The organism is Sphingomonas sp. PR090111-T3T-6A, assembly GCF_000383095.1.
In the GTDB taxonomy this organism is placed as follows: Bacteria; Pseudomonadota; Alphaproteobacteria; order Sphingomonadales; family Sphingomonadaceae; genus Solisphingomonas.
The window spans coordinates 20,446-44,452 of sequence record NZ_AORL01000023.1; the positions used below are offsets into that span (position 1 = coordinate 20,446).

General features: G+C 67.5%; 26 protein-coding genes and 1 tRNA gene. 17 read left to right on the forward strand and 10 right to left on the reverse strand.

The window, feature by feature from the left end; translation table 11 throughout:
- Positions 1 to 6: 6 nt before the first annotated feature.
- From ST3T6A_RS0117805 to ST3T6A_RS0117820, 4 genes are all read left to right on the forward strand, one after another.
- A complete protein-coding gene (locus ST3T6A_RS0117805) occupies positions 7 to 909 on the forward strand; it encodes a hypothetical protein (protein WP_019834317.1) in 903 nt (300 codons plus the stop codon).
- Complete coding sequence (locus ST3T6A_RS20990) at positions 906 to 2,081, forward strand: S41 family peptidase (protein ID WP_019834318.1); 1,176 nt, start codon at positions 906 to 908, stop codon at positions 2,079 to 2,081. Before ST3T6A_RS0117805 ends, ST3T6A_RS20990 begins: the two co-directional genes overlap by 4 nt.
- Positions 2,078 to 3,637, forward strand: coding sequence for a peptide chain release factor 3 (locus ST3T6A_RS0117815; protein ID WP_019834319.1), 1,560 nt, complete (start codon positions 2,078 to 2,080; stop codon positions 3,635 to 3,637). The genes ST3T6A_RS20990 and ST3T6A_RS0117815 overlap by 4 nt, the downstream gene beginning before the upstream one ends.
- A 397-nt stretch (positions 3,638 to 4,034) precedes the next feature.
- Entirely contained in the window at positions 4,035 to 5,030 is a 996-nt protein-coding gene (locus ST3T6A_RS0117820) for a DUF2279 domain-containing protein (protein ID WP_019834320.1), read from the forward strand.
- A 6-nt stretch (positions 5,031 to 5,036) separates the two neighbouring features.
- Here the strand turns inward: ST3T6A_RS0117820 and ST3T6A_RS0117825 are convergent, their stop codons facing one another.
- The 4 genes from ST3T6A_RS0117825 to ST3T6A_RS0117840 all read right to left on the reverse strand — a co-directional run bounded on the left by ST3T6A_RS0117825 (position 5,037) and on the right by ST3T6A_RS0117840 (position 7,879).
- Positions 5,037 to 5,552, reverse strand: coding sequence for a GNAT family N-acetyltransferase (locus ST3T6A_RS0117825; RefSeq protein WP_019834321.1), 516 nt, complete (start codon positions 5,550 to 5,552; stop codon positions 5,037 to 5,039).
- A gap of 93 nt (positions 5,553 to 5,645) precedes the next feature.
- Positions 5,646 to 6,179 (reverse strand): 30S ribosomal protein S9, encoded by a 534-nt coding sequence (rpsI, locus tag ST3T6A_RS0117830; RefSeq protein WP_019834322.1) that lies wholly within the window; start codon positions 6,177 to 6,179, stop codon positions 5,646 to 5,648.
- Positions 6,179 to 6,658 carry a 50S ribosomal protein L13 gene (gene rplM, locus ST3T6A_RS0117835; RefSeq protein WP_019834323.1) on the reverse strand — a complete coding sequence of 160 codons (480 nt, stop codon included), beginning with the start codon at positions 6,656 to 6,658 and terminating at the stop codon, positions 6,179 to 6,181. Before rplM ends, rpsI begins: the two co-directional genes overlap by 1 nt.
- Positions 6,659 to 6,799: 141 nt before the next feature.
- Positions 6,800 to 7,879: a COX15/CtaA family protein gene (locus ST3T6A_RS0117840; protein ID WP_019834324.1), complete on the reverse strand. Its 1,080-nt coding sequence runs from the start codon at positions 7,877 to 7,879 to the stop codon at positions 6,800 to 6,802.
- 132 nt (positions 7,880 to 8,011) lie between these two features.
- On the opposite strand from ST3T6A_RS0117840, the gene ST3T6A_RS0117845 reads away from it, so the two are divergent.
- The 8 genes from ST3T6A_RS0117845 (at position 8,012) to proC (ending at position 14,516) form a co-directional block, all read left to right on the forward strand.
- Entirely contained in the window at positions 8,012 to 8,452 is a 441-nt protein-coding gene (locus ST3T6A_RS0117845) for a MerC domain-containing protein (RefSeq protein WP_235785852.1), read from the forward strand.
- A gap of 10 nt (positions 8,453 to 8,462) precedes the next feature.
- Positions 8,463 to 8,963: a Fur family transcriptional regulator gene (locus tag ST3T6A_RS0117850; RefSeq protein ID WP_083937589.1), complete on the forward strand. Its 501-nt coding sequence runs from the start codon at positions 8,463 to 8,465 to the stop codon at positions 8,961 to 8,963.
- Positions 8,964 to 9,043: 80 nt separating this feature from the next.
- On the forward strand, positions 9,044 to 10,972 hold the full coding sequence (gene dxs, locus ST3T6A_RS0117855) for a 1-deoxy-D-xylulose-5-phosphate synthase (RefSeq protein ID WP_019834327.1): 1,929 nt from the start codon (positions 9,044 to 9,046) through the stop codon (positions 10,970 to 10,972).
- Between the two features lie 405 nt (positions 10,973 to 11,377).
- Positions 11,378 to 12,133 carry a TlyA family RNA methyltransferase gene (locus tag ST3T6A_RS0117865; protein WP_019834328.1) on the forward strand — a complete coding sequence of 252 codons (756 nt, stop codon included), beginning with the start codon at positions 11,378 to 11,380 and terminating at the stop codon, positions 12,131 to 12,133.
- A 75-nt stretch (positions 12,134 to 12,208) separates the two neighbouring features.
- Positions 12,209 to 12,763, forward strand: a complete 555-nt coding sequence (locus tag ST3T6A_RS0117870; protein WP_037539059.1) for a TspO/MBR family protein — start codon at positions 12,209 to 12,211, stop codon at positions 12,761 to 12,763.
- A gap of 36 nt (positions 12,764 to 12,799) precedes the next feature.
- A complete protein-coding gene (locus ST3T6A_RS0117875) occupies positions 12,800 to 13,060 on the forward strand; it encodes an accessory factor UbiK family protein (protein ID WP_019834330.1) in 261 nt (86 codons plus the stop codon).
- Between the two features lie 102 nt (positions 13,061 to 13,162).
- Positions 13,163 to 13,675, forward strand: a complete 513-nt coding sequence (locus tag ST3T6A_RS0117880) for a YbjN domain-containing protein (RefSeq protein ID WP_019834331.1) — start codon at positions 13,163 to 13,165, stop codon at positions 13,673 to 13,675.
- A 25-nt stretch (positions 13,676 to 13,700) separates the two neighbouring features.
- Entirely contained in the window at positions 13,701 to 14,516 is an 816-nt protein-coding gene (gene proC / locus ST3T6A_RS0117885; RefSeq protein WP_019834332.1) for a pyrroline-5-carboxylate reductase, read from the forward strand.
- Between the two features lie 552 nt (positions 14,517 to 15,068).
- Here proC and ST3T6A_RS21630 read toward each other — a convergent pair.
- Entirely contained in the window at positions 15,069 to 15,788 is a 720-nt protein-coding gene (locus ST3T6A_RS21630) for a hypothetical protein (RefSeq protein ID WP_157602968.1), read from the reverse strand.
- A 140-nt stretch (positions 15,789 to 15,928) separates the two neighbouring features.
- Positions 15,929 to 16,420, reverse strand: a complete 492-nt coding sequence (locus ST3T6A_RS0117900) for a MarR family winged helix-turn-helix transcriptional regulator (protein ID WP_019834335.1) — start codon at positions 16,418 to 16,420, stop codon at positions 15,929 to 15,931.
- 84 nt (positions 16,421 to 16,504) lie between these two features.
- Between ST3T6A_RS0117900 and ST3T6A_RS20550 the strand changes: the two genes are divergently transcribed.
- Together ST3T6A_RS20550 and ST3T6A_RS0117910 are read left to right on the forward strand one after the other, a co-directional pair.
- Positions 16,505 to 17,212: an HAD family hydrolase gene (locus ST3T6A_RS20550; RefSeq protein ID WP_019834336.1), complete on the forward strand. Its 708-nt coding sequence runs from the start codon at positions 16,505 to 16,507 to the stop codon at positions 17,210 to 17,212.
- A gap of 58 nt (positions 17,213 to 17,270) precedes the next feature.
- Positions 17,271 to 17,345: transfer RNA gene (locus tag ST3T6A_RS0117910), tRNA-Gln, on the forward strand.
- 106 nt (positions 17,346 to 17,451) lie between these two features.
- Here ST3T6A_RS0117910 and ahpF read toward each other — a convergent pair.
- Complete coding sequence (ahpF, locus tag ST3T6A_RS0117915; RefSeq protein WP_019834337.1) at positions 17,452 to 19,035, reverse strand: alkyl hydroperoxide reductase subunit F; 1,584 nt, start codon at positions 19,033 to 19,035, stop codon at positions 17,452 to 17,454.
- A 128-nt stretch (positions 19,036 to 19,163) separates the two neighbouring features.
- A complete protein-coding gene (ahpC, locus tag ST3T6A_RS0117920) occupies positions 19,164 to 19,727 on the reverse strand; it encodes an alkyl hydroperoxide reductase subunit C (RefSeq protein ID WP_019834338.1) in 564 nt (187 codons plus the stop codon).
- Positions 19,728 to 20,031: 304 nt separating this feature from the next.
- Between ahpC and ST3T6A_RS20555 the strand changes: the two genes are divergently transcribed.
- On the forward strand, positions 20,032 to 20,268 hold the full coding sequence (locus tag ST3T6A_RS20555; RefSeq protein WP_083937593.1) for a YdcH family protein: 237 nt from the start codon (positions 20,032 to 20,034) through the stop codon (positions 20,266 to 20,268).
- 3 nt (positions 20,269 to 20,271) lie between these two features.
- Positions 20,272 to 20,973 carry a Bax inhibitor-1/YccA family protein gene (locus tag ST3T6A_RS0117930; protein ID WP_019834340.1) on the forward strand — a complete coding sequence of 234 codons (702 nt, stop codon included), beginning with the start codon at positions 20,272 to 20,274 and terminating at the stop codon, positions 20,971 to 20,973.
- 3 nt (positions 20,974 to 20,976) lie between these two features.
- On the opposite strand, the gene cynR is transcribed toward ST3T6A_RS0117930, so the two are convergent.
- Positions 20,977 to 21,900: a transcriptional regulator CynR gene (cynR, locus tag ST3T6A_RS0117935; RefSeq protein WP_019834341.1), complete on the reverse strand. Its 924-nt coding sequence runs from the start codon at positions 21,898 to 21,900 to the stop codon at positions 20,977 to 20,979.
- Positions 21,901 to 22,211: 311 nt separating this feature from the next.
- Here cynR and ST3T6A_RS0117940 point away from each other — a divergent pair, with 311 nt between their 5' ends.
- Positions 22,212 to 22,595 carry a hypothetical protein gene (locus tag ST3T6A_RS0117940; RefSeq protein ID WP_019834342.1) on the forward strand — a complete coding sequence of 128 codons (384 nt, stop codon included), beginning with the start codon at positions 22,212 to 22,214 and terminating at the stop codon, positions 22,593 to 22,595.
- A 49-nt stretch (positions 22,596 to 22,644) separates the two neighbouring features.
- Here the strand turns inward: ST3T6A_RS0117940 and ST3T6A_RS0117945 are convergent, their stop codons facing one another.
- The gene (locus ST3T6A_RS0117945) at positions 22,645 to 23,976 is read right to left on the reverse strand and encodes an MFS transporter (protein ID WP_019834343.1); all 1,332 of its coding nucleotides are present in this window, start codon (positions 23,974 to 23,976) and stop codon (positions 22,645 to 22,647) included.
- Between the last annotated feature and the right edge of the window lie 31 nt (positions 23,977 to 24,007).

Below are 24,007 nucleotides of genomic sequence, written 5' to 3' on the forward strand. Positions count from 1 at the left end.
GCTGTCATGCTTGGTCCGGCGCGTCCGTTCATCTTTGCCGCCTTCCTGCTCGCGACGCCGCTCGGCGCGCGCCGCCCGCCGCCGCCTCCGCCCGATCTCGGGACGGTGACGCTCGATCGCATGGACCCGGTCGTCGACGCGACCGTGGCGGGTGTGTCGGCGAAGCTGGCGGTGGTGCTGGATCAGGGCGTCTATCTGGCGCCGCCTTTCGCCGAGAAGGTGCCGCTGCCGTGGAAGCCGGGCGGCTATGAGGAGGTCGGCCGCGTTCGTGTGCCCTTCCGGCAGGCGGCGGGCGAAGTGAGCATCGCGGGTATCACGACGCCAAGGGCGCTCTCGGTGCATGACGGCCCCTGTTGCCGGGGCCATGATGGCGCGATCGGGGCGGCGGAGCTGCCCTGGTCCGTGGTGCGCTTCGGGCAGGAAGGCGGAGCGGGCGAGCAGCGCTTCCCGGCGGAGAACGACGCCCAGAGCGGGCTCAGCGTTCCGTGGCGCGTGGGCAGGTCGACGGTCCACATCGTCCTCGCGCCCGATGCGCCGGAGACGCTGGCGACCGCCTCGGCGGCGGCGGTCCTCGCGGGCACCTATGGCGGTCATTTCGAGGGGCAGGCGCGGCAGGCGGTGATCGCCTTCGGGGTCAATCGCCAGGTCCGCGACATGGTGCTGAGCCGGGCCGCGATGCCACTGGGGCTCAGGCTCGATCGCGTGGCGGTGCGGCTCGCGGACTTCGAGGGGAGCGGCAAGCTGCCGCAGGAGAAGGCCGACGGCGGCATCCTCGTCCGTCACGCGCCGCCGGCGCCGCAGCATGGCTGGCCGGCGCTCATCCTCGGGCGCGACCTGCTGGGCCGCTGCCCGGTCATCAGCGTTTATCGGGACGAGGGAGCGATCGGCCTCGTCTGCAAGCCCGCATGAGGGGATGGCGCGCGCTTGCCGCGCTGGCCCTGCTGGCAGGCGCGCCGCCGCCGGACAACGGCGTGGTGTTCGACAAGGTGTGGGCCGACGTCCAGCGCCGATACTGGGACCCGGCGCTCCACGGCGTCGACTGGGAGGCGGCGCGGGATCGCTTCCGGCCGCAGGCGCTGGCCGCGCAGGGCGGAGGTGCGCTCTACGCCGTGCTCAATCATATGCTGGGCCTGCTCCACGACAGCCATGTCTTCGCGATCCCGCCATCGGAGGTCCGTTATCAAGCCTCGCGCGACGCGGGCGAGGCGCAGGCGAGCTTCGGTTTCGCCTCCTATGAGGAGGAGGGCGGCTGGCTGGTCTATGCGGTGACGCCGGGAAGTGCTGCGGCACGGGCGGGAGTGAAGCCCGGCTGGCGGCTGATCTCGATCGACGGGCGGCCGGTGGATGTCGATCGCCATCCGAGCGAGGGCGAGCGGGCGCGGCTGGTGTTCGACGATGTGGCGGGCCGTCCGCGCGCGTTCGATCTGGTCGCTGCCTCCGCACCTCCGGACGAGCCCGTGCGCTTCCACCGGCTGGCGGGCGACATCCTGCTCGTCACGCTCGACGGCTTCGACTCGCGCGAGGATCGTCCCATCGCTGCCGAACTCCGCAATGGCCCCGAGCCCGCCGCCGTCATCCTCGACCTGCGCGACAATGACGGCGGCGAGGAGGAGACGGCCGCCCGCGTCGCCGGCCTGTTCTTCGCCGAGAAGCACACGCTGCTCCGCCGCATCGACCGCAAGCGCGAGGACAAGGTGCCGATCGAGGGCGCTGGCGGGCGGAGCTACACCGGGCCGATGGCGGTGCTGGTCGGCCCGAGGAGCGCGAGCGCGGCGGAGGCGCTGGCGGCGCTGCTCTCGGAATCGGGGCGGGCGGAAAGCGTCGGCGAACGGACGTCCGGCGCGCTCACCGGCGCTTCCATCGAGGACTTGCCCGACGGCGGCCAGTTGAGCCTCGCCGATTTCGATGTCCGCACGCCGGGTGGCCGCAGGATTGAGGGCGTGGGCTTCACGCCCGCCCATTTCGTGCGCACCACGCCCGCCGAGATGGAGGCCGGCCGCGACCCCGTTCTCGCCGCCGCGCTGCATCTTGTGGCCGCCCCTTCGCTTTCGGCGCGCGAGACGCTACATGCGCGCCCATGAATCCCTCCGCCAGCCGCCGCACCTTCGCCATCATCTCCCACCCCGACGCGGGCAAGACCACGCTTACCGAAAAGCTCCTGCTGGCCGGTGGCGCGATCCATCTCGCCGGTGAGGTCCGTGCACGCGGCGCCAACCGCCGCGCCCGCTCGGACTGGATGAAGATCGAGCAGCAGCGCGGCATCTCGGTCACGTCCTCGGTGATGACCTTCGAGCGCAACGGGTTGACCTTCAACCTGCTCGACACGCCGGGCCACGAGGATTTCTCGGAGGACACCTACCGCACGCTCACCGCCGTCGACTCCGCCGTCATGGTGATCGACGCGGCGCGCGGCATCGAGGCGCAGACGCGCAAGCTGTTCGAGGTGTGCCGCCTGCGTTCGGTGCCGATCGTCACCTTCGTCAACAAGGTGGACCGCGAAGGGCTCGATCCCTTCGTCCTGCTCGACGAGGTGGCCGACAAGCTCGCGCTCGACGTGACGCCGATGAACTGGCCGGTCGGCATGGGCGGCCTCTATGAGGGCCTCTACGACCTGCGCACCAACGTCCTCTCGCGCCCCGAGAAGGCGGACGAGCAGCTCACCGGCCTCGACGATCCGCGCCTCGATACGCTGGTCTCGCCCGAGGGCGCGGCGCGGCTGCGCGAGGAGGCGGAGCTGGCGCTCGGCGGCTATGGCCATTTCGACCTCAAGGCCTATCGCCATGGCGACCAGACGCCGGTTTTCTTCGGTTCGGCGCTGCGCGAATATGGCGTCGACGCGCTGATCGGCGCGATCGGCGAGCACGCGCCCCCGCCGCGCGAGCAGCCGGCGAACCCGCGCCCCGTCACCCCCGATGAGCCGAACGTGTCCGGCTTCATCTTCAAGGTGCAGGCGAACATGAACCCGCAGCACCGCGACCGCATCGCCTTCCTCCGCGTCTGCTCGGGCAAGTTCAAGCGCGGCATGAAGCTCAAGCAGGTGCAGACCGGCAAGACGATCGCGATCAACTCGCCGATCTTCTTCTTCGCGCAGGACCGCGAGCTGGCCGAGACGGCGCTCCCCGGCGACATCATCGGCATCCCCAACCATGGCGTGCTGCGCGTCGGCGACACGCTGACCGAGGGCGAGGCGCTGACCTTCACCGGCATCCCCAACTTCGCGCCCGAAATCCTGCGCCGCATCCGTCTGCTCGATCCGACCAAGACCAAGCAGCTCCGCACCGCGCTCGTCGACATGGCCGAGGAGGGTGTGACCCAGCTCTTCAAGCCGCTGGTCGGCTCGCAGTGGATCGTCGGCGTGGTGGGCCAGCTCCAGCTCGAAGTGCTGATCTCCAGGCTTCAGGCGGAATACAACGTCGCCGCCGAGTTCGAGCCCGCGCCCTTCGAGACGGCGCGCTGGATCTCGGCCGAGAACCCCGCCGATCTCAAGGCCTTCATGGAGGGCCGCTCCTCCGCCATGGCCGAGGATCGTGACGGCGCGCCCGTCTTCCTCGCCCGCGATGCGTGGGAAGTGAACTATGTGGCGGAGCGCTCGCCCAACGTGCGCTTCTCCGCGACGCGCGAGCGGGCGTCTGCCTGACGGCGCGTAGCGGCCCGATCGATCCCGGTGGAGGCGTTGGCGCCGCTGCCGGGCGATCGGCTTTGTCGCGAGATCACCGGCGCTTCTTCGCGGCAATCCCCGGCGGCACCAGCCGGCCTGACCCTGTTCGGTGAGGGAGATAGCCCTATCCCGAGGGATTAACGGGACAAAGTCCCTCGATACTTATGTGAAACTCTTGCTACATTCTGACTCAATTCGGGTGAATTGGGTGCATGCGCGGCGTTCCGCGCAAGGATTCCCGACCATCTGAATGAACCGGGGGGATGGGAGTTCGGATCGACGGGGTGCGTCTATGGTGAAAGGGCGGTCGAAGGGTCTTGGCTATCATCGTGGCAGTGGATTGATCGGCAGGCGGAGCCTCTGCCTCCCCCTCGCCATGCTGGGGATGGCGATATCCGCCCCACTCCACGCGCAGATCGTGCCGCCTGACGAGAGCCCGCCCGCTCCGCTGAGCATCACTCCCGCGCCGGAGGCTATCGCCCACAACGACTGGACCGCGCTCGATCGCCGGATCGCGCTGGCCAGCGCCGAGACCGCTTCTGCCGACGGCATCACGCTCTACGGCCCCGCGGACAGCCGCCCGCCCAAGCGACCCACCTACGATCCGGAACGCTACAACACGTTCGGCAAGCGTGTCGGCGCGGTGAAGTGGGAGTTCGCGACCGCCATCGCGCTCCTGACGGCCGTGAATCTGCCCAAGGATTTCCACCACGGCTCGTCCTTCCACTTCCACGACGAGGGGCTGTTCGGGCACGACACCGACAATGTCGGCGTCGACAAGACGGATCATGCCTTCAACAGCTATCTCTACGCCGACATCTTCTATTCGCGTCTGAGGCGGAAAGCCGGTCCCGGCTTCCAGACGGCGCTCACGGCCGGCGTGCTGTCGCTCGCGGCCGAGGCTTATGGAGAGATTTACGACGGCTTCGAAGACAGCAGCGGCTGGTCAATGCAGGACGTGATGTTCGACATTGCGGGTGCGGGCTTCTCGGTGCTGCGGAACTCCATCCCCGGCCTTGCCGACAAGGTGGATTTCCGCCTGCTTCTCACCCCCAACCGTCATTTCTATTCCTATGAAGGCAAGGAGCATTACCGGCAGCAGAAATTCCTGTTCGCGCTGAAGCTGGGCGGCTTCGAGACCTTCCAGCGCTCGCCGCTGCGCTTCGTCGATCTGGAGGTGGGCTATTATGCCAGCGGCTTCACCCCCCGCGAGCGGGCACGAGGAGACGAGCCGCGACGGCATCCCTTCGTCGGGCTGGGCCTCAACGTGAACGAGCTGCTCTTCAAGCATCCCGACAACTGGCCGGAGAAGGCGGCACATTCGGTGCTCACCTATATCCAGCTTCCCTACACGTCGGTGCGATCCGAATAAGGCGGTTCAGCCGAGCGGCTTGGCCAGCACCATCAGGCGGAGCGGCGGCGTCATCGGGATGGGGAAGGGGCGGTACTCGCCGGTGCGCACATAGCCGCGCCGCTCGTAATAAGCGAGCAACTCGGCGCGCTGCTCGATGACCGACATCTCCATAGTATGCGCGCCGAAGCGGGTCGCGGCCTCGCGCTCGGCCGCCGCGATCAGGAGCTTGCCGAGGCCGGCCGCCTGCAAGCCCGGATCGACGGCCAGCAGGCCCAGATAGCCGACGCCCTCGCCCCGGTCGGTCACCTGCACGCAGCCGATCGGCACGCCGTCGCGGGTCGCCACCAGCAGATGCTCGCCCGGCTGGGCCAGGATCGCGGCGAGCGCCTCCGGCTCGATCCGCTGCCCTTCGACCAGATCGGCCTCATGCGTCCAGCCCGCCCGCGCACTGTCGCCGCGATAGGCGCGCTGCACCAGCGCATGGAGCGGCCCGAGATCGGCCGCGGCGGCGAGGCGGATGAGGACGGTGTCGGTCGTCATGGGCATTCCATCGGGAAAGAAGGACAAAAGAAAAGGGCGGCCCGACCGAAGCCGGACCGCCCCTTGTCTCGGGCAAACAGCTCCGAAAGCGGATTAGCGCTTCGAGAACTGGAAGCTACGACGGGCCTTCGCCTTGCCGTACTTCTTACGCTCGACCGCGCGGCTGTCGCGGGTGAGGAAGCCGGCCTGCTTCACAGGCGTGCGCAGGATCGGCTCGAAGCGGGTCAGCGCCTGGGCGATGCCGTGCTTCACCGCACCGGCCTGACCCGACAGACCGCCGCCCTTGACGGTGGCGATCACGTCGTACTGGCCCTCACGGCCGGCGACGCCGAACGGCTGGTTGATGACGAGACGCAGCGTCGGACGGGCGAAATAGATTTCCTGATCGCGGCCGTTGACGATGATCTTGCCGGTGCCCGGCTTCAGCCACACGCGGGCCACGGCGTCCTTACGACGGCCGGTGGCATAGGCGCGGCCCTGCGCGTCGACCTGCTTCTCGCGGAGCGGAGCGGTCGGGGCGGCGGGGACGAAACCCTCGGTGCCGGTCGGAGCGGCGACAGCGGCGGCCGGAGTCTCGGCGCCGGTCAGCGACGCGAGGTCGGAAAGGGACTGGCGATTGTCGGACATTACGCGCCCACCTTGTTCTTGCGGTTCATCGCCGCGACGTCGAGGACTTCCGGGTTCTGCGCGGCATGGTCATGCTCGGCGCCGGCGAAGATGCGCAGGTTGCGCATCTGCTGACGGCCCAGCGGACCGCGCGGGATCATGCGCTCCACGGCCTTCTCGAGCACGCGCTCGGGGAAGCGGCCTTCCAGCACCTTGGCCGGGGTCGTTTCCTTGATGCCGCCGGCATAGCCGGTGTGCTTGTAATAGATCTTGTCGGTCAGCTTCTTGCCGGTGAACTTCACCTTGTCGGCATTGATGATGATGACATTGTCACCACAATCGATGTGCGGGGTGAAGCTCGGCTTGTGCTTGCCGCGCAGGATGTTGGCGACGATCGAGGCAAGGCGCCCGACCACCAGGCCGTCGGCATCGATCAGATGCCACTTCTTTTCCACCGTGTACGGCGTCGCCGACTTGGTGGTCTTCATGAGCGCCTTCATGGCCCCAAACTCCGAATATGCGAGAAACGCAGCGCGCCGCCCATCGCTGAGCGGCGCTACGGAGAGGGCTAATGGCGAATCACCCCGAAAAAGTCAAGCAATGCGGGGGTTTTTAGAGTGGTATTATAATACCATACTGCATCAAGCCGCTTGCGGCTCCTGCCCGAGCGCGTGGCCGCCCCAGATGAGCGTGCCGAGCAGGATGGTGGCGACGGCCTGATGCGTCACCGCGATCGGGATATCGACGCCGGTCAGCAGCGTGGCGATGCCGAGCAGGATCTGCGCCACCACCGCCACGACAATGGCGGCGGCCGCCCGGCGGTTGCCGGCCTGACGGGCGAAGCGCGCGACCATCACCACGGCGACGAGCGCCACCCACGCCCACCAGCGATGGACGAACTGCACGGCGATCGGGTTGTAGACGAGATTGTGGAGCGTGCTCTGCCCTGCATTCCAGCCGCCGGCGGGGAACCATTCCTCCCCCATCTTCGGCCATGTCGCGAACGCGTATCCCGCGCGCAGGCCGGCCGTGAAGGCGCCGAGCATGATCTGGATCGCGAGGATCACGATCGCCACGGCCGGCAGGCCGGTCAGCTTCGCAGGCCTGGCGGAGGGATCGCGAGCGAGAGCGAACAGGTCCAGCGCCGTCCAGATCAGGTAGCTGTATATAAGAAGCGCCGTCAGCAGATGGATGGCCAGCCGGATATGGCTCACCTCGCTGCGGTAGACGAGGCCGGAAGACACCATCCACCAGCCGACCACGCCCTGAAGCCCGCCCAGCGCGAAGATCAGCACCGCGCGGGCGCCATAGCCTTCGGGAATCGCTCGCCGCCACCAGAAGACCGCCAGCACCGCCAGCAGCACCGTGCCGATCCCGCGCGCGATCAGGCGGTGGAGATATTCCCAGAAATAGATGTGCTTGAAGCCCTCGACCGTCATGCCCCGGTTGAACTGCTCATATTGGGGGATGTGCTTGTAGTTGTCGAACTCGGCCTGCCACTGCGCCTCGCCGATGGGCGGGATGATGCCGCGGATCGGCTTCCATTCGACGATCGACAGGCCGCTCTCGGTGAGCCGCGTGATGCCGCCGACGATCACGATCGCCAGCACCAGCGCCGCCACGACGAGCAGCCAGCCCCCGAAGGCCCGTGGGGCGGGGCGGGGGATGGCGGGGCGGCCGGGCAGCTTCAGGGCGGGCGGGCTGGGCAGGGCTTCGGACATGGCGAGGCCTTACCGCGCGGCCGGGGCTGTCGACAATGCCGCTGTTGGCCTCCGTCCTTTCGCGACGCCGATGAGACGAAGGGAGGAAATGAGATATTGTATCATCGTGACGATGGTGCCATATCGCCGGCCATGGCGACTTCCCCCTCCGATTCCCCGCCCGACTCCGGCATGGAGCGCGAACGCAGCATCGACCGGCTCGACCGCATGGCGATCGGGCTTTCCAGCCTGTGCCTCATCCATTGCGTGGCGACCGTCCTGCTCGCGGCGACGCTGGCATCGGCGGGGGCGGCGCTGGCCAATCCGCGCTGGCACGAGGCGGGCTTCACGCTCGCCATCCTGATCGGCGGCGTGGCGCTGGGGCGCGGTTATCTCGCGCATCGTGACTGGCGGCCGCTGCTGCTCGGCGGGGCGGGGCTGGCGCTGATGGCGGTCGGCCTGATCCGGGCCGAGGGGCTGCCCGAAATCGCCAGCACCATGGCGGGCGTCGTGCTGCTCGCCTTCGCGCATCGCCTCAATGCGCGGCGTGGGGCGCACGCCCACGGCCTTGTCGCGGGGCATCGTCACGCCTAGTTTGGCGGGCATGGCCGGAACCCATGCCACCACTACCCCGCGCGTGCACAAACATGCGCATCATCACGGCGCGGCTCTGGCGTCCGCCGCCCAGGCGACGCTGGAATCGAAGGGCGAGCAATGGACCGCGCTCCGCTCGGCCGTGTTCGGCGTGCTGAGTCGGCTGGAGCGGCCGGCCTCGGCCTATGACATCACCGAACTCCTCTCCCGCGAGCAGGAGCGGCGCGTCGCCGCCAACAGCGTCTACCGCATCCTCGACCTGTTCGTGGCGACCAACCTCGCCCAGCGGATCGAGAGCGCCAACGCCTATATCGCCAATCCGCATCCCGGCTGCATGCACGACTGCATCTTCCTCGTCTGCGACCGTTGCGGGCAGGCGATCCACGTCGACAACGACGCCGCGGCCGGCCCGGTTCGCGAGGCAGCTCAAAAGGTTGGCTTCGTTCCCGAGCGTCCCGTGATCGAGGTTCGCGGGCGCTGCGCGGCGTGCGCGGCGGCAACACTCGCCTAAAACCCGCATATTAAGGTTTCTTCACCGTTCGACAGGACGCGCCGCTTGGCGTAAGCGGTGCGGTCCAAGGAGAGCTATTCGTGTCCGATCGCCCCGTGACCCCCCTACTGGACAAAGTTGATACCCCGGCCGACCTGCGCCGCCTGAAGCCCGAGCAGCTCCGGCAGCTTGCGGACGAGCTGCGCGCCGAGATGATCTCGGTCGTCGGCGTGACGGGTGGTCATCTTGGCTCCGGCCTTGGCGTGGTGGAGCTGACCACCGCGCTACACTATGTATTCAACACGCCCGATGACAAGCTCATCTGGGACGTGGGCCACCAGGCCTATCCCCACAAGATCCTGACCGGCCGTCGGGACCGCATTCGTACGCTCCGGCAGGGCGGGGGCCTCTCCGGATTTACGCAGCGGGCCGAGAGCGAATATGATCCGTTCGGTGCGGCGCACTCGTCGACGTCGATCTCGGCGGCGCTGGGCTTCGCGGTGGCGAACAAGCTCGCCGGCAAGTCGGGCAAGGCGATCGCGGTCATCGGCGACGGCTCGATGTCGGCCGGCATGGCCTATGAGGCGATGAACAATGCCGAGCAGGCGGGCAACCGTCTGGTCGTCATCCTCAACGACAACGATATGTCGATCGCGCCGCCGGTGGGTGGGCTTTCGGCCTATCTGGCGCGGATCGTCTCGTCGGCGCCGTTCCTCAACCTGCGCGATCTCGCCAAGAAGCTGGCCAGACGCCTGCCGCGCCCGCTCGCGGACGCCGCGCGCAAGACCGACGAGTTCGCCCGCGGCATGGCCATCGGCGGCACGCTCTTCGAGGAGCTGGGCTTCTATTATGTCGGCCCGATCGACGGCCATAATCTCGACCACCTGATCCCGGTGCTCGAGAATGTGCGCGACGCGGCCGAGGGCCCGATCCTGATCCACGTCGTCACCAAGAAGGGCCATGGCTACGCGCCTGCCGAAAAGGCGCCGGACAAATATCATGGCGTCCAGAAGTTCGACGTCATCACCGGCGAACAGGTGAAGGGCCCCGCCGGCCCGCCGAGCTACACCGCCGTCTTCGCCAAGGCGCTGGTCGCCGAGGCCGAGCGCGACAGCACGATCTGCGCGATCACCGCGGCTATGCCGTCGGGCACCGGCCTCGACAAGTTCCAGCAGAAGTTCCCGGATCGCCTGTTCGACGTGGGCATCGCGGAGCAGCACGCCGTCACCTTCGCCGCCGGTCTGGCCGCGCAGGGGCAGCGCCCGTTCTGCGCGATCTACTCGACCTTCCTCCAGCGCGCCTATGACCAGGTGGTCCACGACGTCGCGATCCAGAACCTGCCGGTCCGCTTCGCGATCGACCGCGCCGGTCTGGTCGGCGCCGACGGCTCGACCCATGCGGGCTCGTTCGACATCACCTATCTCGCCACGCTGCCCAACATGGTGGTGATGGCGGCGGCGGACGAGGCGGAGCTGGTCCACATGGTCCACACCGCCGCGCTCTACGACAACGGCCCCATCGCGCTGCGCTATCCGCGCGGCAACGGTGTCGGCGTCGAACTGCCGGCCGTCCCGCAGAAGCTGGAGATCGGCAAGGGCCGCATCGTCCGCGAGGGCAAGAAGGTGGCGATCCTGTCGCTCGGCACGCGTCTCGAAGAGGCGCTGAAGGCGGCCGATCGTCTCGACGCGCAGGGCCTCTCCACCACGGTGGCCGACCTGCGTTTCGCCAAGCCGCTCGACGCCAAGCTGATCCGCAAGCTCTGCGCCACGCATGAGGTGATCCTCACCGTGGAAGAGGGCTCGGTCGGCGGCCTCGGCGCGCATGTGCTGACGCTGGCGTCCGACGAGGGGCTGATCGATGCGGGCCTGAAGATCCGCACGCTGCGCCTGCCGGATATCTTCCAGGCGCAGGACAAGCCCGAGAAGCAATATGCCGAGGCCGGCCTCGATGCCGATGCGATGGTGGACACGGTGCTGAAGGCGCTGCGCCACAATTCGGTGGGCGTCGTCGTCGGCGAGGTTCGCGCCTGACGATCCTCCGGCCCGCCTCCCGGATATGGGACGGCGGGCCGGGCTTCCCCATAGGGACGGCGGGCATGAAAAAGCCGCCGGGGCCGGGAGGCCACGACGGCTTGGACATCCGGCCGAAGCCGGGAGGGAGCTGCTATGCGTCCCTTGTCATCGGTGCGATCAGTGGATCAGGATCGTCCCGATCGCCAGCGCCTGAGCGCCAACCATCGCCGCGAGCAAAGCCGCGCCTTCAAGCATACGCATGGGATATTTTCCTTGTGTAGGACGCGCAGGGCAACGGCTAGGGGAGGGGGGAGCAGCGTTGCCCTGCGACGAAACGACAGATAAGCGGGACGAAACTTTATTACAAGTGTGAGTAAGGTTCGCGCGATTGCGTGAACTGCATTTCTGGGAGTTTGCCGGTTCATGAGCCGCAATGTCCGCGCCGATCAGCTCGTCACCGACCGCGGCCTCGCCGAGAGCCGGACCCGCGCGCAGGCGCTCATCCTGGCCGGACTCGTCTATACGGGCGACCGCAAGGTGGAGAAGGCGGGCCAGCCCCTCGCGCCCGACGCGCCGCTGGAGGTGAAGGGGCGCGATCATCCCTGGGTGTCGCGCGGCGGGCTCAAGCTCGATCATGCGCTCACACATTTCGGCTGGGACGTGACCGGCCTCGTCGCGGTGGATGTCGGCGCTTCGACCGGGGGCTTCACCGACGTGCTGCTGACGCGCGGTGCAGCGAAGGTCTATGCCGTGGATGTCGGGCATGGGCAGCTTGCGTGGAAGCTCCGCTCCGACGAGCGCGTGGTCGTTCTGGAGCGGACCAACGCCCGCCACCTCACCGCCGAGCATATTCCCGATCCGATCGATCTCGTGGTGTGCGACGCGAGCTTCATCGCGCTCTCCAAGGTGCTGGCCGCCGCGCTCGATCTGGCGGGGCCGGGGGCGCGGCTCGCGGCGCTCATCAAGCCACAGTTCGAGGCGGGGCGCGAGGAAGTGGGCAAGGGCGGCGTCGTGCGCGATCCCGTCGTCCATCAGCGGGTGTGCGATGAGACGGTGGAGTGGCTCGGCTCGATCGGCTGGTCGGTGCTCGGCGTCACCACCAGCCCGATCACCGGGCCGGAGGGCAATGTCGAGTTCCTGGTTGCCGCAATGAAACAGGTTCAAGACAGCGACAGTTGACGGCGCGTCCCAAGTCGATACCTCCATGGTCCCGAAACGGGGCATATGCCGCTCTGCGCGGCCAGGGGTGACGAGATGAGTGAGCTGGCGCTGCCGGGGCAGCTTCGAATGTCGTTCGTGCGCGTGGCGCTCATCACGGTGCCGACGATTCTGTTCCTCGGCATCCTGTCGGGCGTGGCGGCCGGATCGGGCTACGGCAACCCGTGGTTCGCGGCGCTGGCCAAGCCGTCGCTGATGCCGCCGGGCTGGGTGTTCCCGGTGGCGTGGACGCTGCTCTACATCCTGATCGGGCTGGCGCTCTCGATGATCCTCGCGGCGCGGGGTGCCGGCGGGCGGCCGGTGGCGATCATCCTGTTCGTCCTCCAGTTCGCGCTGAACCTCGCCTGGTCGCCGACCTTCTTCGCCGCGCACAAGGTGACGATCGCCTTCGCCGTCATCTTGCTGATGATCGTGCTGACGGTGGCGACGGTGCTCGCCTTCGCGCGCGTCCGGCCGCGGGCGGCGGCGCTGATGCTGCCTTATCTGGCGTGGCTCTGCTTCGCGGCGTGGCTCAATCATGAGATCGAGACGCTCAATCCTCAGGCCGGAACGCTTGCACCGGCGGCGTCGAGCGCCCAAGTGCAGCTCTGACACTCGGGGCGGATGCGCCCCACGGGGAGAATTGAGATGCAGTCCGAGAATCGTTTCTTCGATGATGTCGTGAAGCTGATGAACGGCGTCGCGGGCACCGTCGCCGGCGCCGGCCGCGAGGCCGAGGCGCAGTTCCGCGAGAAGGCCAAGGGCTTCTTCGGCGGCATGGACTTCGTTAGCCGCGAAGAGTTCGACGCCGTGAAGGCGATGGCCGCCGCCGCCCGCGACGAGGCCGATGCGCTCAAGGCCCGGCTCGACGCGCTGGAGGCGAAGCTCGCCGGCGGGGCAAGCGCCTGATCCTTTTCTCCACAGTTTTCGTGGGAGCCGCCCCTTGCCGTAGGCCGCGCACACGGTCACAGCTTGGCGTTCCGCAGTGGATGCGGTAGGGGCGGGGCCAGGATGAATCTCGACGATCTCGAGGACGCGCACAACGACGCGAGTGCGCCGATCGACATGCTGGAAAGCTATTTCCAGGCGCATGGCTGGACGTGCGAGCGCATGGGCGACGACGAGATCGTCGCGACCGTGCAGGGAAGCTGGACACAGTACGAGCTTCGCGGCGTGTGGCGCCCCGAGGACCGCGTGCTCCAGTTCCTCGCCATGCCCGACATCCGCGTGCCCGCCGACAAGCGGCTGGCGGTCTACGAGACGATCGGCCTCATCAACGAGCAGCTCTGGCTCGGCCATTTCGAGCTGTGGGCGGCGTCGGGCCTCGCGCTCTATCGCAACGCCACGCTGGTCGAAGGCGATGGCGAGAGCGTGCTGTCGCTCGACCAGGCCGAGACGCTGATCGAGACCGCCATCGACGAGTGCGAGCGCTTCTACCCGGTGTTCCAGTTCGTGCTGTGGGGCAACAAGTCGCCGGCCGACGCGATCGCGGCCGCGCTGATCGAGACGCGCGGCGAGGCTTGAGCGCCCCGCCTTCAGGAGAGAATCGATGAGCATCGCTGGGAACGGCCCGATCTGGCTGGCGGGCGCCGGCAATATGGGCGGGGCGATGCTGCGCGGCTGGCTCGGCGCGGGCGTCGAGGCGGAGCGCATCCTCGTCATCCGGCCCTCGGGCGCGCTGGTGGATGGCAGCGTGCAGGTGCTGAAGAGCCCGCCGCCGGATGGCGAGATGCCCGCCGTGCTCGTGCTCGCGATGAAGCCGCAGAAGCTCGACGAGGCCGTCCCCGCGCTGGCGCCGCTGGTGGGCGAGGGGACGCTGATCGTCTCGGTGCTGGCGGGCGTCGAGGTGGCGTCGCTGGCCAGGCGCTTCCCGAAGCATCGCGGCATCGTGCGCGTCATGCCCAACACGCCGGTCGCGATCGGCAAGGGCGTGGCGCTGCTCCACGCCGATGCCGGCACCGATGCGGCGACCCGCGCGGAGGCGGAGGAACTCGCCCGCCCGCTCGGCCTCACCGAATGGATTCCCGACGAGACGCTGTTCGGGGCGGCGACGGCGCTCTCCGGCTGCGGCCCGGCCTTCCTGTTCCGCTTCATCGACGCGATGGCGAAGGCGGGCGCGGCGCTCGGCCTCGACGAGGCTCAGGCCGCGCGGCTGGCGCTGGCGACGGTGGAGGGCGCGGCACTGCTCGCGGCTGGATCGGACGAGAGCCCGGCGAAGCTTGCGGACCGGGTGGCCAGCCCCGGCGGCTCGACCCGGGCGGGCCTCAACGTCATCGACGAAGGCGCGGCGCTCGACCGGCTGATGGCGTCGGTGCTCAAGGCCTCCTTCGACCGCAACGAGGAAATGGCCGCCGCGGCGCGCTGAGCGCTGTAGGATTTGCGGGCGCAATTCTCCCGCGATTTTCCGACGAAAAGGGGGAAGCGACCGGCGCGTCCTTCGCCAATGCACCCGGCGGGGGTCGGGCAGCGTGAGGAGCGTGAAGTCCACGCCCGTCGGTGCGCCCTTGGGGTTAGGCGGCCGTGCCGGGGACGTCCTGTTGGCGGGACGGAGCCTGCACGGTGGCCGTTGAGGGAAAGTTGCGAAGCTTCGGCTGAACCGGATGACTTCGCGCCGGCCGCCCGGAAAGACGCGAACGTCTCGCCGAACCTCGTCCACCACACCATGGCCGGAGGTGCAGGAGACGGGCATCTTGTAACCTATTTGGATTTTTGTGTCAAGGGTGCTGCTATCGCAGCGGTTTGCACAGGTGGTGCCCGCGTAGGCGATGGTTAGAGCAAGTCTGGTGTGGCGGGGATCGGTGGAAAACGGTCTTGCGGTTTTCAGGCGGGAGAGGCGGATAGCTGCCCCGGTTTCTCCGCGATAAGGCGTCCAAGGTATATGTTTGCATTAATGATGCCGGGGGAGAAGCTTGCCTGCTTAAATCCACACGCCGTCGCAAAGATAAACGGGACCGCCATCTCCTATCACACGCCTGAGCGCGGCAAGATCGTCGTCGTTACCTTCGTTGGTATCTTTTACTCTGGTTCCGCGACGTGATTCGCCGCGCGAAACGGGCGGATGGCTTGCTAACCCTTCTTCAAAAGCGAGCGCAAAGTTCATTGTGTATTCAAGCAGATCCACACCTGAATTAAAGTAGTGATTCCGAACAAACATCCCCTCTCTGGTTGCGGCAGAGATATAATCACCATCCGCGCTTAGATTCACGTCGCCATTCAGGATTTGTACGTCGATCCCTCTCGACCGGAAGAAGACAAGCCCCTTTTGGGAGCCTATTTCCTTGATGAAGACGACTTTCCAGACGCTGGATCGCGTTCGATAAGCACGCCACCCTCTCTTATCGAACCATTGAGCGAGCGAAAGCGGTGTCTCAGGCACCTTAGGCTCAGGCCCATCCCGTTCGATATACCAGACTTCGCCCTCACGGCCTCGATATTCGGACTGGCGACAAACAAGCGTGTTGGCGCAATTCCAGTCAAGGAATTCGACGCGCACCACATCGGCAAGTTTCGTATTTTTCTCAAGATTTGGCAAGAAAACGATCACGCGATCGCCTGATTTCATATCTGAGCGATGGCAATTGACCGGATATTCTTCTCCCCCATCAGAGAACCGGACGAAAGCCACGCGATATGTCATCCACGCTCCCACGGTAGTTTGTCGTTGCTTAGAATGCTGCTTAACCTCCCAGCAACCAGCATTGCAACCGCTTTGAGGCGCTACGAGCAGCGCCCGGAATAGCCGCATCGGGGCGAAACCCGCCCTCCCACGCCCGCCACTTACCCCCCACGCAGCTTCATCAGCATCGGCCGGTCGGCAGGCGGCACCAGCCCTTCCAGAACCTGCCAGAATCCCGCCACCGCCGGCGGCCCCGCCTCGGCATAAGCGGCGGAGAGGCGTGCGCGCAGCATCCCGAACAGCTCGGCCTCCAGCGCGGTGCCGGCGGGCGTCAGCCTGAGCAGCCTCTGCCGGCGATCGTCGCGGCCCACCTGCGTCTCGACCAGCCCGCGCGTGGTCAGCTCGCCCAGCGCGCGGCCGAGCGACTGCTTGGTGATCCCCAGCAGGGAAAGCAGCATGCTCACCGTCAGCCCCGGTTGGCGCGCGATGAAATAGAGCGCGCGATGGTGCGCCCGGCCGAGCCCGTCCGCCGCCAGCCGCTCGTCGACCGCCTGGAGCAGATGGCCATAGCCGAAGAACAGCAGCTCGACGCCGCGGCGGATCTCGGCTTCGCGCAGGAAGAGCGGGGAGGCGGGGCTCGGCGAAACGGGCATGTTGACCTGCCTAGGCGCGCTCCCTAGCTGTGCGCAAGCGGTCAGCCGCCCGGCCGGCCGCGCCTCCTCATCAGGAGCCGGATCTTGATCGCGCTTGCCCCGTCCGCCGTTCCGCTTGCCCCCCTGCCGCGGGCCGTCTCCGCCGTGGTGTTCGACATGGACGGCACGCTGCTCGACACCGAGGCGGTGCACCGCGTCACGATGCAGGCGGCGGCCGACGCGCTCGGCCATACGCTGAGCGATGCGCTGTTCCGCGAGCTGGTCGGCGTTCATCGCGACGTGAACACGCAGACGCTGCTCGCCCATTTCGGCCCCGACTTCCCGATGGAGGAATTTTATCGCGACGGCGACGAGCGCTTCGATGCGATGTGGCGCGCGGGCGTGCCCTTCCGTCCCGGTGCGCGGGAATTGCTGGAGGCGCTGAAGGCGGCCGGCCTGCCGCTGGCGGTCGCGACCTCCACCGCCAGTCCCTTCGCCGAGGAGCGGCTGACGCATTCCGGCATCCTCGATGTCTTCGAGACGGTGGTGACGCGCAGCGACGTGACGCGGCCCAAGCCGGACGCCGAGCCCTATATTCTGGCGGCCACGCGCCTCCGGCTCGACCCGCGAGACTGCGTGGCGGTGGAGGATTCGCCCAACGGCCTGCGCGCGGCCGCGGCGGCGGGGATGATGGCGCTGCTGGTGCCCGACCTGATCCCGCCGACCGCCGAGACCGAGGCGCTGGCGACGGCGGTGCTGCCCGATCTGGCGGCGGTGGGGGCTTTGATCGGGCGGTCGCCGCACAGGATCTGACAGGATGCGCGGCCGGGCTTTTCACGGGCGCGAAGCTCCGCTAGGGGAGCGCGCACATTGGGGCGTCGCCAAGCGGTAAGGCACCGGTTTTTGGTACCGGCATTCGCAGGTTCGAATCCTGCCGCCCCAGCCAGTCGCGATCCGCGCGCTGCAATTCATTCCGGAAAAAGAAAAAGCCGGACGGGTCTTTCGAAACCCATCCGGCTCTTTGGTCGCCCGTCGCCGGGCAGCGGCGATCGTCAGGCCGCTTCGGCGATCTCGGTCTCGGCCGGCAGGCGGATGAGATAGTCGAACGCCGCCAGCGACGCCTTGGAGCCTTCGCCCATCGCGATCACGATCTGCTTGTAGGGCACGGTCGTGCAGTCGCCCGCCGCGAAGATGCCCGGCTGCGAGGTCTCGCCGCGATGATCGACCTCGATCTCGCCGCGGTTGGAGAGCGCGACCGCGTCCTTCATCCACTCGGTGTTCGGCACCAGGCCGATCTGGACGAAGATGCCCTCCAGCTCGATCTCGTGGACGGTGTCGTGGTTGCGATCCTTGTAGGTGAGCGACGTCACCTTCTCGCCATCGCCCTTCACCTCGGTGGTGAGCGCCGAGGTGATGACCTTGACGTTGGGCAGGCTGGCGAGCTTGCGCTGCAACACCGCGTCGGCGCGCAGGTCGCGGTCGAACTCGATCAGCGTGACGTGCGCCACGATGCCGGCGAGGTCGATCGCCGCCTCGACGCCCGAATTGCCGCCGCCGATCACCGCCACGCGCTTGCCCTTGAAGAGCGGGCCGTCGCAGTGTGGGCAGTAAGTGACGCCCTTGTTGCGATAGGCGTCCTCGCCCGGCACGTTCATCTGCCGCCAGCGCGCGCCGGTGGAGAGGATGACGGTGCGCGCCTTCAGCGTCGCGCCGCTTTCCAGCGTGACTTCGTGGAGGCCGCCGACCGTCTTGGCGGGGACGAGCTTCGTCGCCTTCTGGAGGTTCATCACGTCGACCTCATAGTCGGCGACATGCTGCTCCAGCGCGGTGGCGAGCTGCGGGCCTTCGGTGTGCTTCACCGAGATGAAGTTCTCGATCGCCATGGTGTCGAGCACCTGACCGCCGAAGCGTTCCGCCGCGATGCCGGTGCGGATGCCCTTGCGCGCCGCATAGATCGCGGCCGCCGCACCAGCGGGGCCGCCGCCGACCACCAGAACCTCGAACGGCTCCTTGGCGGCGATCTTCTCGGCCGCGCGGGCCGAGGCGCCGGTGTCGAGCTTGGCGAGGATCTGCTCGACGTTCATGCGGCCCTGACCGAAGGGCTCGCCGTTGAGGTAAATCGCCGGCACCGACATGATCTGCCGCGCCTCGACCTCGTTCTGGAAGGCGCCGCCTTCGATCGCGACGTGGCGGATGCGCGGGTTGAGCACGCTCATCAGGTTGAGCGCCTGCACCACGTCCGGGCAATTCTGGCAGGTGAGCGAGAAATAGCTCTCGAACTGGTAGTCACCGTCGAGCGCCTGCACCTGCTCGATCACCTCCTGCGCGAGCTTGGAGGGGTGCCCGCCGACCTGGAGCAGCGCCAGCACCAGCGAGGTGAACTCGTGGCCCATCGGGATGCCGGCGAAGCGCACGCCGATGTCGGTGCCCTTGCGGCGGATCAGGAAGGAGGGGCGGCGCTGGTCGTCGTCGGTGCGGACGACGTCGACGCTCTCCGAAAGCTCGGCGATCTCGGCCAGCAGCGCCAGCATCTCGCGGGACTTGGGCGACTCGTCGGCCGAGGCGACCAGCTCGATCGGCTGCTTGATGTTGGCCAGATAGCCCTTCAACTGCGTCTTCAGATTGGCGTCGAGCATGGTGCCCTCCTCCGGGAAATGCGGGACTGTTTTCGCGATAGCCGTGGCGCGCGCGGCCACGGCTGACGGGAAGGCAGCGGACGGGGGGTGAGGGGGGTGGAGCCGGCCGGAGCCGGCTCCACGGCCGATCAGATCTTGCCGACCAGATCGAGCGACGGGGCGAGGGTGGTCTCGCCTTCTTCCCACTTGGCCGGGCACACTTCGCCCGGATGGGCGGCAATGTACTGGGCGGCCTTGATCTTGCGCAGCAGCTCGGCGGCGTTGCGGCCCACGCCCTCGGAGGTGACCTCGACGAGCTGGATCACGCCCTCGGGATCGACGACGAAGGTGCCGCGATCGGCCAGGCCCTGGCCGGCGCGCAGGATGTCGAAATTGTTGCTGATGCTGTGGTTCTGGTCACCCAGCATGTAATAGTTGATCTTGCCGATGGCGGGCGAGGTGTCGTGCCACGCCTTGTGGCTGAAATGGGTGTCGGTCGACACCGAATAGACCTCGACGCCCAGCTTCTGAAGGGTCGGGTAGATGTCGGCGAGGTCTTCCAGCTCCGTCGGGCAGACGAAGGTGAAGTCGGCCGGATAGAAGAAGAACACCGCCCACTTGCCCTTGGTGTCGGCATCCGTGACGGTGACGAACTTGCCTTCCTTGTAGGCCTGGGTTTCGAACGGCTTGATGGTCGTTCCGATAAGCGACATGTGAGCTCCTTAAGGCAGGTTGCAAGGCAGGTTGCCGGGCGAACATAGTGCGCCGCAGCAAATCGCCAAGTCACTTATATCGAACCCATAGATCGAGGAAATCGATCAGTTCCTTCGCCGCTCCCGCTCATCGGGGGTTCAGCTTCGGGCCGATATCCCTGTCTCTGCGGACCGGGCCCCTCTGGCGGCGGCTTACCCCAAGCCCCGTGATGTCGGACCGCATCGAGCGCGCTCGGTGCAGGTTCGGCAAATGCCTTTCCCCCACACCGAGGCCTCGATCGAAGACACTTCGATGGAGGAACGTATGAACGCTCTGATCGAGCGCCTGATCGCCAGCCACCGCCGCCTGAACGGCGAGATCCGCCGCGAGCGCGCCCGGCTGGCGCCCGATGAATTGCGACTGAAGCAGCTCAAGAAGCTGCGGCTGGCGACCAAGGACCAGCTTGTCCGGCATATCCCCGACGCCGCCGAATTCCGGCGCGCGGCGCGGCGCCTGCTGGGCTCGCTGCGGGCCCGCCGCCTTGCCGCGCAGGAGGCCTGAGCCATGGAACGCGTTCTCCTGAAACCGCTGGCGACGCCCGCTCATGACGCGGGCCTGCGCCGGCACATGATCGGCATCTATCGCGTGATGGCGCTCGGCCTGCTGGTGACGGCGGCCGTGGCGTTCGGAGTGGCGAGTTCGCCCGCTCTCGCGGCGGCGATCTTCGGCACGCCACTCAAATGGGTGGCGATGCTGGCGCCGCTGGCTTTCGTGATGCTCTTCACCTTCCGCATCGAGCGGATGACGACGGCGTCGGCGCGGCTGGCCTTCTATGGCTTCGCGGCGCTGATGGGCGTGTCGATGGCGAGCATCTTCCTCGTCTTCACCGCGACGAGCATCGCGCAGATGTTCCTCGTGGCGGCGACGATGTTCGCGGGGATCAGCCTGTGGGGCTATACCACGGGGCGGGACCTTTCCCGCTGGTCGACCTTCCTGATGATGGGCCTGATCGGCGTCGTCGCGACGTCGCTGATCAACATCTTCGTCGGGTCGAGCGCGATCCAGACGCTGGTGTCGCTTGCCGGCGTGGCGGTCTTCACGGGCCTGACCGCGTGGGACACGCAGCGCGCCAAATCCGAATATCTCGCTTATGCGGGCTCGGAACAGGCCGAGAAGCTCCAGGTGATGAGCGCGCTCAGCCTGTATCTGAACCTCATCAACCTCTTCCAGCTCCTGCTCAATCTGGGCGGCGAACGGGAGAATTGAGGCTCAGGCCGAACGGCGGTCGGGCGGTGCCCGGTCGCCGTCGGCGAACAGATGCTTCTCCTCCTCCGCCAGCGCGACGAAGGCCCGCGCGGCGGCGCTCCGATAGCCGCCCCGTCGCTGGAGCAGCGCGACCTGGCGGGTCTCGATCACCGGCGCCAGCGCCGCGGCGCGCAGGCTCGGCCGGTTGTGCACCACGGCATTGGGAAGGATCGTCGCCAGACGCCCCTTGCGCACGATCTCGATGATCGTCTCCATCGAATCCGCTTCCATCGCCACCGTCGGGCGGATGCCATGGTGGCGGAAGTGGCTGTCGATCTTCATCCGCGTCGCATATTGCGCGCTCAGCAGCACCAGCGGCAGGCTCTCCAGCATCGTCGTCCCGACCGCGTGGCCGAGCGCGGCGATCGGATGCTGCTTCCCCACGATCAGGCCGAGGCGCTCCTCATGGAGCGGTTGCCATTCGACGTCCTCGGCATGGACGTCGCTGGTGGCGATGCCGAGATCGATCCGGTCCGCGCCCAGCGCCGCCTCGATCTCCTCCTGCGCCATCTCTTCCAGCCACAGCGTGATGCCGGGATGGCGATCGTGGAAATGCTGGGCGAGCGGCGCCATCAGATAGGCGGAGAAGCTGGGCGCGCAGGCGATGCGCAGCGTGCCGCTCGACAGATCGCGGACATCGCGCACGGCCCGGCTGCCCGCCTCCAGCTCGGCGAGCGCGCGGCGCGCATAGGCGAGGAAGGCATCCCCCGCGTCGGTCGGCCGCACCGTCCGGCCGCTCCGGTCCAGCAACTGGGTGCCCATCTGGTCTTCGAGCTGACGGATCTGCTGCGAGAGCGCGGGCTGCGACACATGCAGCGTCAGCGCCGCGCGGGTGAAGCTGCCCTGCTCGGCGACAGCCAGCAGGTAGCGGATGTGTCGAAGCAGCATGCCTATAAGTCCTGCTTATCGCGGTTGTAAGAAATCAGTCTTAGAAAATTATGACGCAAGCGCCCAGATGGTTCTCAACGCAATTGAGACGGAGATCTCACATGGAAAGGGCAAACCGGCCATTTCCGGGCGCGTCGGGAAGAACGCTCTCGCCGCCCTGAACCGGATGTTCCGGCCCCGTGCCTCCTCGAACGCCGCCCGGCTCGACGCCCGGCCGCATGAGGCACGCCGCCACCTCACCCCTCTGAACCCCTGAAGCGCGGCGCCCCGTCGTGGTTTGCGCGCGCCTGGATTTCTCGAAAGGACAAGATATGCGTTCTGCTCTGTTCGGTGCCGTTCTGGCCGGTGCCACCCTCGTCGCGGCTCCGGCGGCTTATGCGGCGCACCCGGCGGTCAGCTTCCGCTCGATCGAGTATAATGCGGGGGACCGCACGGCCGAGGCGCAGAATGCGCTGGGCGGCGCCATCCCGGCGGGCACCCCGATCGCGCAGGCGCAGGCGGTGCTGAAAGATGCCGGCGCGTCCTGCCGCCCCAGCCGCCACGAGGCCAACACGATCCGCTGCCTCTATAACGAGATGGCCGCCACCGACGAGAATTTCGACGACATCCGCTATACGACGCACCTGCACACCGCCGATGGCGTCGTCACCGATCTGACCGTCGAGCGGGTGGTCGATACGCACAGCGGCAACTGAGCGAAGTCCACCGGTCCGGGAGGGAACCTTCTCTCCCGGACATTCCCTCTCAGTCCGTCTTGCGGCCCCATTCCCGGTTCAGGCCGAGCGCCACCAGCGTGCAGACCGCGCCCGAGAGAAGATAGGCACCCACCGAGATCAGCCCGAAATTGCTGGCGAGCAGCAGGGCGGCCAGCGGCGCGAAGCCGGCCCCGATGAACCAGGAGGCGGTCGCCGTCGTGCCGGCGCCGGTATAGCGATGCTTGGGCGAGAAGCTGCTGTTGGTCGCACCGGAAGCCTGGCCGAAGGACAGGCCCAGAAGGACGAAGCCCAGCATCATATAGGCCCATTCGCCGGCCGTGCCGCGCCCCAGAAGCTGCGGGGCGAAGCCGCTGTACGCGCCGATCAGGACCGCCGAGCTGCCCAGCAGCGTGCGGCGCCCGACCTTGTCCGCGATCGCGCCGGACAAGGTGACCGCCAGCAGGCCGACGGCCGCGCCCACCATCTCGATCGCCAGGAAGCGGACCGGCTTCTCGCCGGACAGCACCACCCAGGACAGCGGGAACACCGTCACCAGATGGAAGAGCGCGAAGCTGGCGAGCGGCGCGAAGGCGCCGAGGATCACGGTGCGCCCTTCCTCCTGGAACATTTCCGTGACCGGGGAGGGCTGCAACTCGCGGCTCTCGAACAGCTCCTGGAACTCCGGCGTGGAGATCAGGCGCAGGCGGGCGAACAGGGCCACGACGTTGATGACGAAGGCGACGAAGAAGGGATAGCGCCAGCCCCAGTCGAGGAAGTCCGCGGGGGGGAGGGTGTTCAGCAGGAAGGTGAACACGGCGGCCGCCACGAACAGGCCGATCGGCGCCCCGAGCTGCGGGATCATCGCGAACCAGCCGCGCCGCCCGGCCGGCGCGGCGAGCGACAGGAGCGACGGCAGCCCGTCCCACGTCCCGCCCTGCGCGAAGCCCTGGCCGAGGCGGAAGAGCGCGAGCAGCACGACGGCCATGCCGCCCGCTTCGGCATAGCCCGGCAGGAAGGCCATCGCCGCTGTCGATCCGCCGAGCAGGAACATGGCGATGGTGAGCTTCACCCCGCGCCCGTGCCGCCGGTCCAGCCACATGAAGACGAGGGCGCCGAACGGGCGCGCGGCGAAGGACAGGGCGAAGATCGCGAAGGAGTAGAGCGTTCCGGTCAGCGCGTTGACATAGGGGAAGATCAGCGCCGGAAAGACCAAGACGGAAGCGATCGCGTAGACGAAGAAATCGAAGAACTCCGTCGAGCGCCCGATGATGACGCCCACCGCGATGTCGCCTGGCCGGATCTGATGCTCGCGGGCGTTGATCAGCCGGGCGTCGCGCTCCAGCGGAGTCGAGTTCGCCGTGTCCAGCGTGCCTGCCGCCATCCCGTTCGCCTCCCTCGATTCATCGAAGAGC

Bases quoted from the DNA above. Each gene is read 5' to 3' on its own strand.
- ST3T6A_RS0117805 (WP_019834317.1), top strand. From the start codon at position 7: ATGCTTGGTCCGGCGCGTCCGTTCATCTTTGCCGCCTTCCTGCTCGCG.
- ST3T6A_RS20990 (WP_019834318.1), top strand. From the start codon at position 906: ATGAGGGGATGGCGCGCGCTTGCCGCGCTGGCCCTGCTGGCAGGCGCG.
- ST3T6A_RS0117815 (WP_019834319.1), top strand. From the start codon at position 2,078: ATGAATCCCTCCGCCAGCCGCCGCACCTTCGCCATCATCTCCCACCCC.
- ST3T6A_RS0117820 (WP_019834320.1), top strand. From the start codon at position 4,035: ATGCTGGGGATGGCGATATCCGCCCCACTCCACGCGCAGATCGTGCCG.
- ST3T6A_RS0117825 (WP_019834321.1), bottom strand. From the start codon at position 5,552: ATGACGACCGACACCGTCCTCATCCGCCTCGCCGCCGCGGCCGATCTC.
- rpsI (WP_019834322.1), bottom strand. From the start codon at position 6,179: ATGTCCGACAATCGCCAGTCCCTTTCCGACCTCGCGTCGCTGACCGGC.
- rplM (WP_019834323.1), bottom strand. From the start codon at position 6,658: ATGAAGGCGCTCATGAAGACCACCAAGTCGGCGACGCCGTACACGGTG.
- ST3T6A_RS0117840 (WP_019834324.1), bottom strand. From the start codon at position 7,879: ATGTCCGAAGCCCTGCCCAGCCCGCCCGCCCTGAAGCTGCCCGGCCGC.
- ST3T6A_RS0117845 (WP_235785852.1), top strand. From the start codon at position 8,012: ATGGCGACTTCCCCCTCCGATTCCCCGCCCGACTCCGGCATGGAGCGC.
- ST3T6A_RS0117850 (WP_083937589.1), top strand. From the start codon at position 8,463: ATGGCCGGAACCCATGCCACCACTACCCCGCGCGTGCACAAACATGCG.
- ST3T6A_RS0117865 (WP_019834328.1), top strand. From the start codon at position 11,378: ATGAGCCGCAATGTCCGCGCCGATCAGCTCGTCACCGACCGCGGCCTC.
- ST3T6A_RS0117870 (WP_037539059.1), top strand. From the start codon at position 12,209: ATGAGTGAGCTGGCGCTGCCGGGGCAGCTTCGAATGTCGTTCGTGCGC.
- ST3T6A_RS0117875 (WP_019834330.1), top strand. From the start codon at position 12,800: ATGCAGTCCGAGAATCGTTTCTTCGATGATGTCGTGAAGCTGATGAAC.
- ST3T6A_RS0117880 (WP_019834331.1), top strand. From the start codon at position 13,163: ATGAATCTCGACGATCTCGAGGACGCGCACAACGACGCGAGTGCGCCG.
- proC (WP_019834332.1), top strand. From the start codon at position 13,701: ATGAGCATCGCTGGGAACGGCCCGATCTGGCTGGCGGGCGCCGGCAAT.
- ST3T6A_RS21630 (WP_157602968.1), bottom strand. From the start codon at position 15,788: ATGACATATCGCGTGGCTTTCGTCCGGTTCTCTGATGGGGGAGAAGAA.
- ST3T6A_RS0117900 (WP_019834335.1), bottom strand. From the start codon at position 16,420: ATGCCCGTTTCGCCGAGCCCCGCCTCCCCGCTCTTCCTGCGCGAAGCC.
- ahpF (WP_019834337.1), bottom strand. From the start codon at position 19,035: ATGCTCGACGCCAATCTGAAGACGCAGTTGAAGGGCTATCTGGCCAAC.
- ahpC (WP_019834338.1), bottom strand. From the start codon at position 19,727: ATGTCGCTTATCGGAACGACCATCAAGCCGTTCGAAACCCAGGCCTAC.
- ST3T6A_RS20555 (WP_083937593.1), top strand. From the start codon at position 20,032: ATGAACGCTCTGATCGAGCGCCTGATCGCCAGCCACCGCCGCCTGAAC.
- ST3T6A_RS0117930 (WP_019834340.1), top strand. From the start codon at position 20,272: ATGGAACGCGTTCTCCTGAAACCGCTGGCGACGCCCGCTCATGACGCG.
- cynR (WP_019834341.1), bottom strand. From the start codon at position 21,900: ATGCTGCTTCGACACATCCGCTACCTGCTGGCTGTCGCCGAGCAGGGC.
- ST3T6A_RS0117940 (WP_019834342.1), top strand. From the start codon at position 22,212: ATGCGTTCTGCTCTGTTCGGTGCCGTTCTGGCCGGTGCCACCCTCGTC.
- ST3T6A_RS0117945 (WP_019834343.1), bottom strand. From the start codon at position 23,976: ATGGCGGCAGGCACGCTGGACACGGCGAACTCGACTCCGCTGGAGCGC.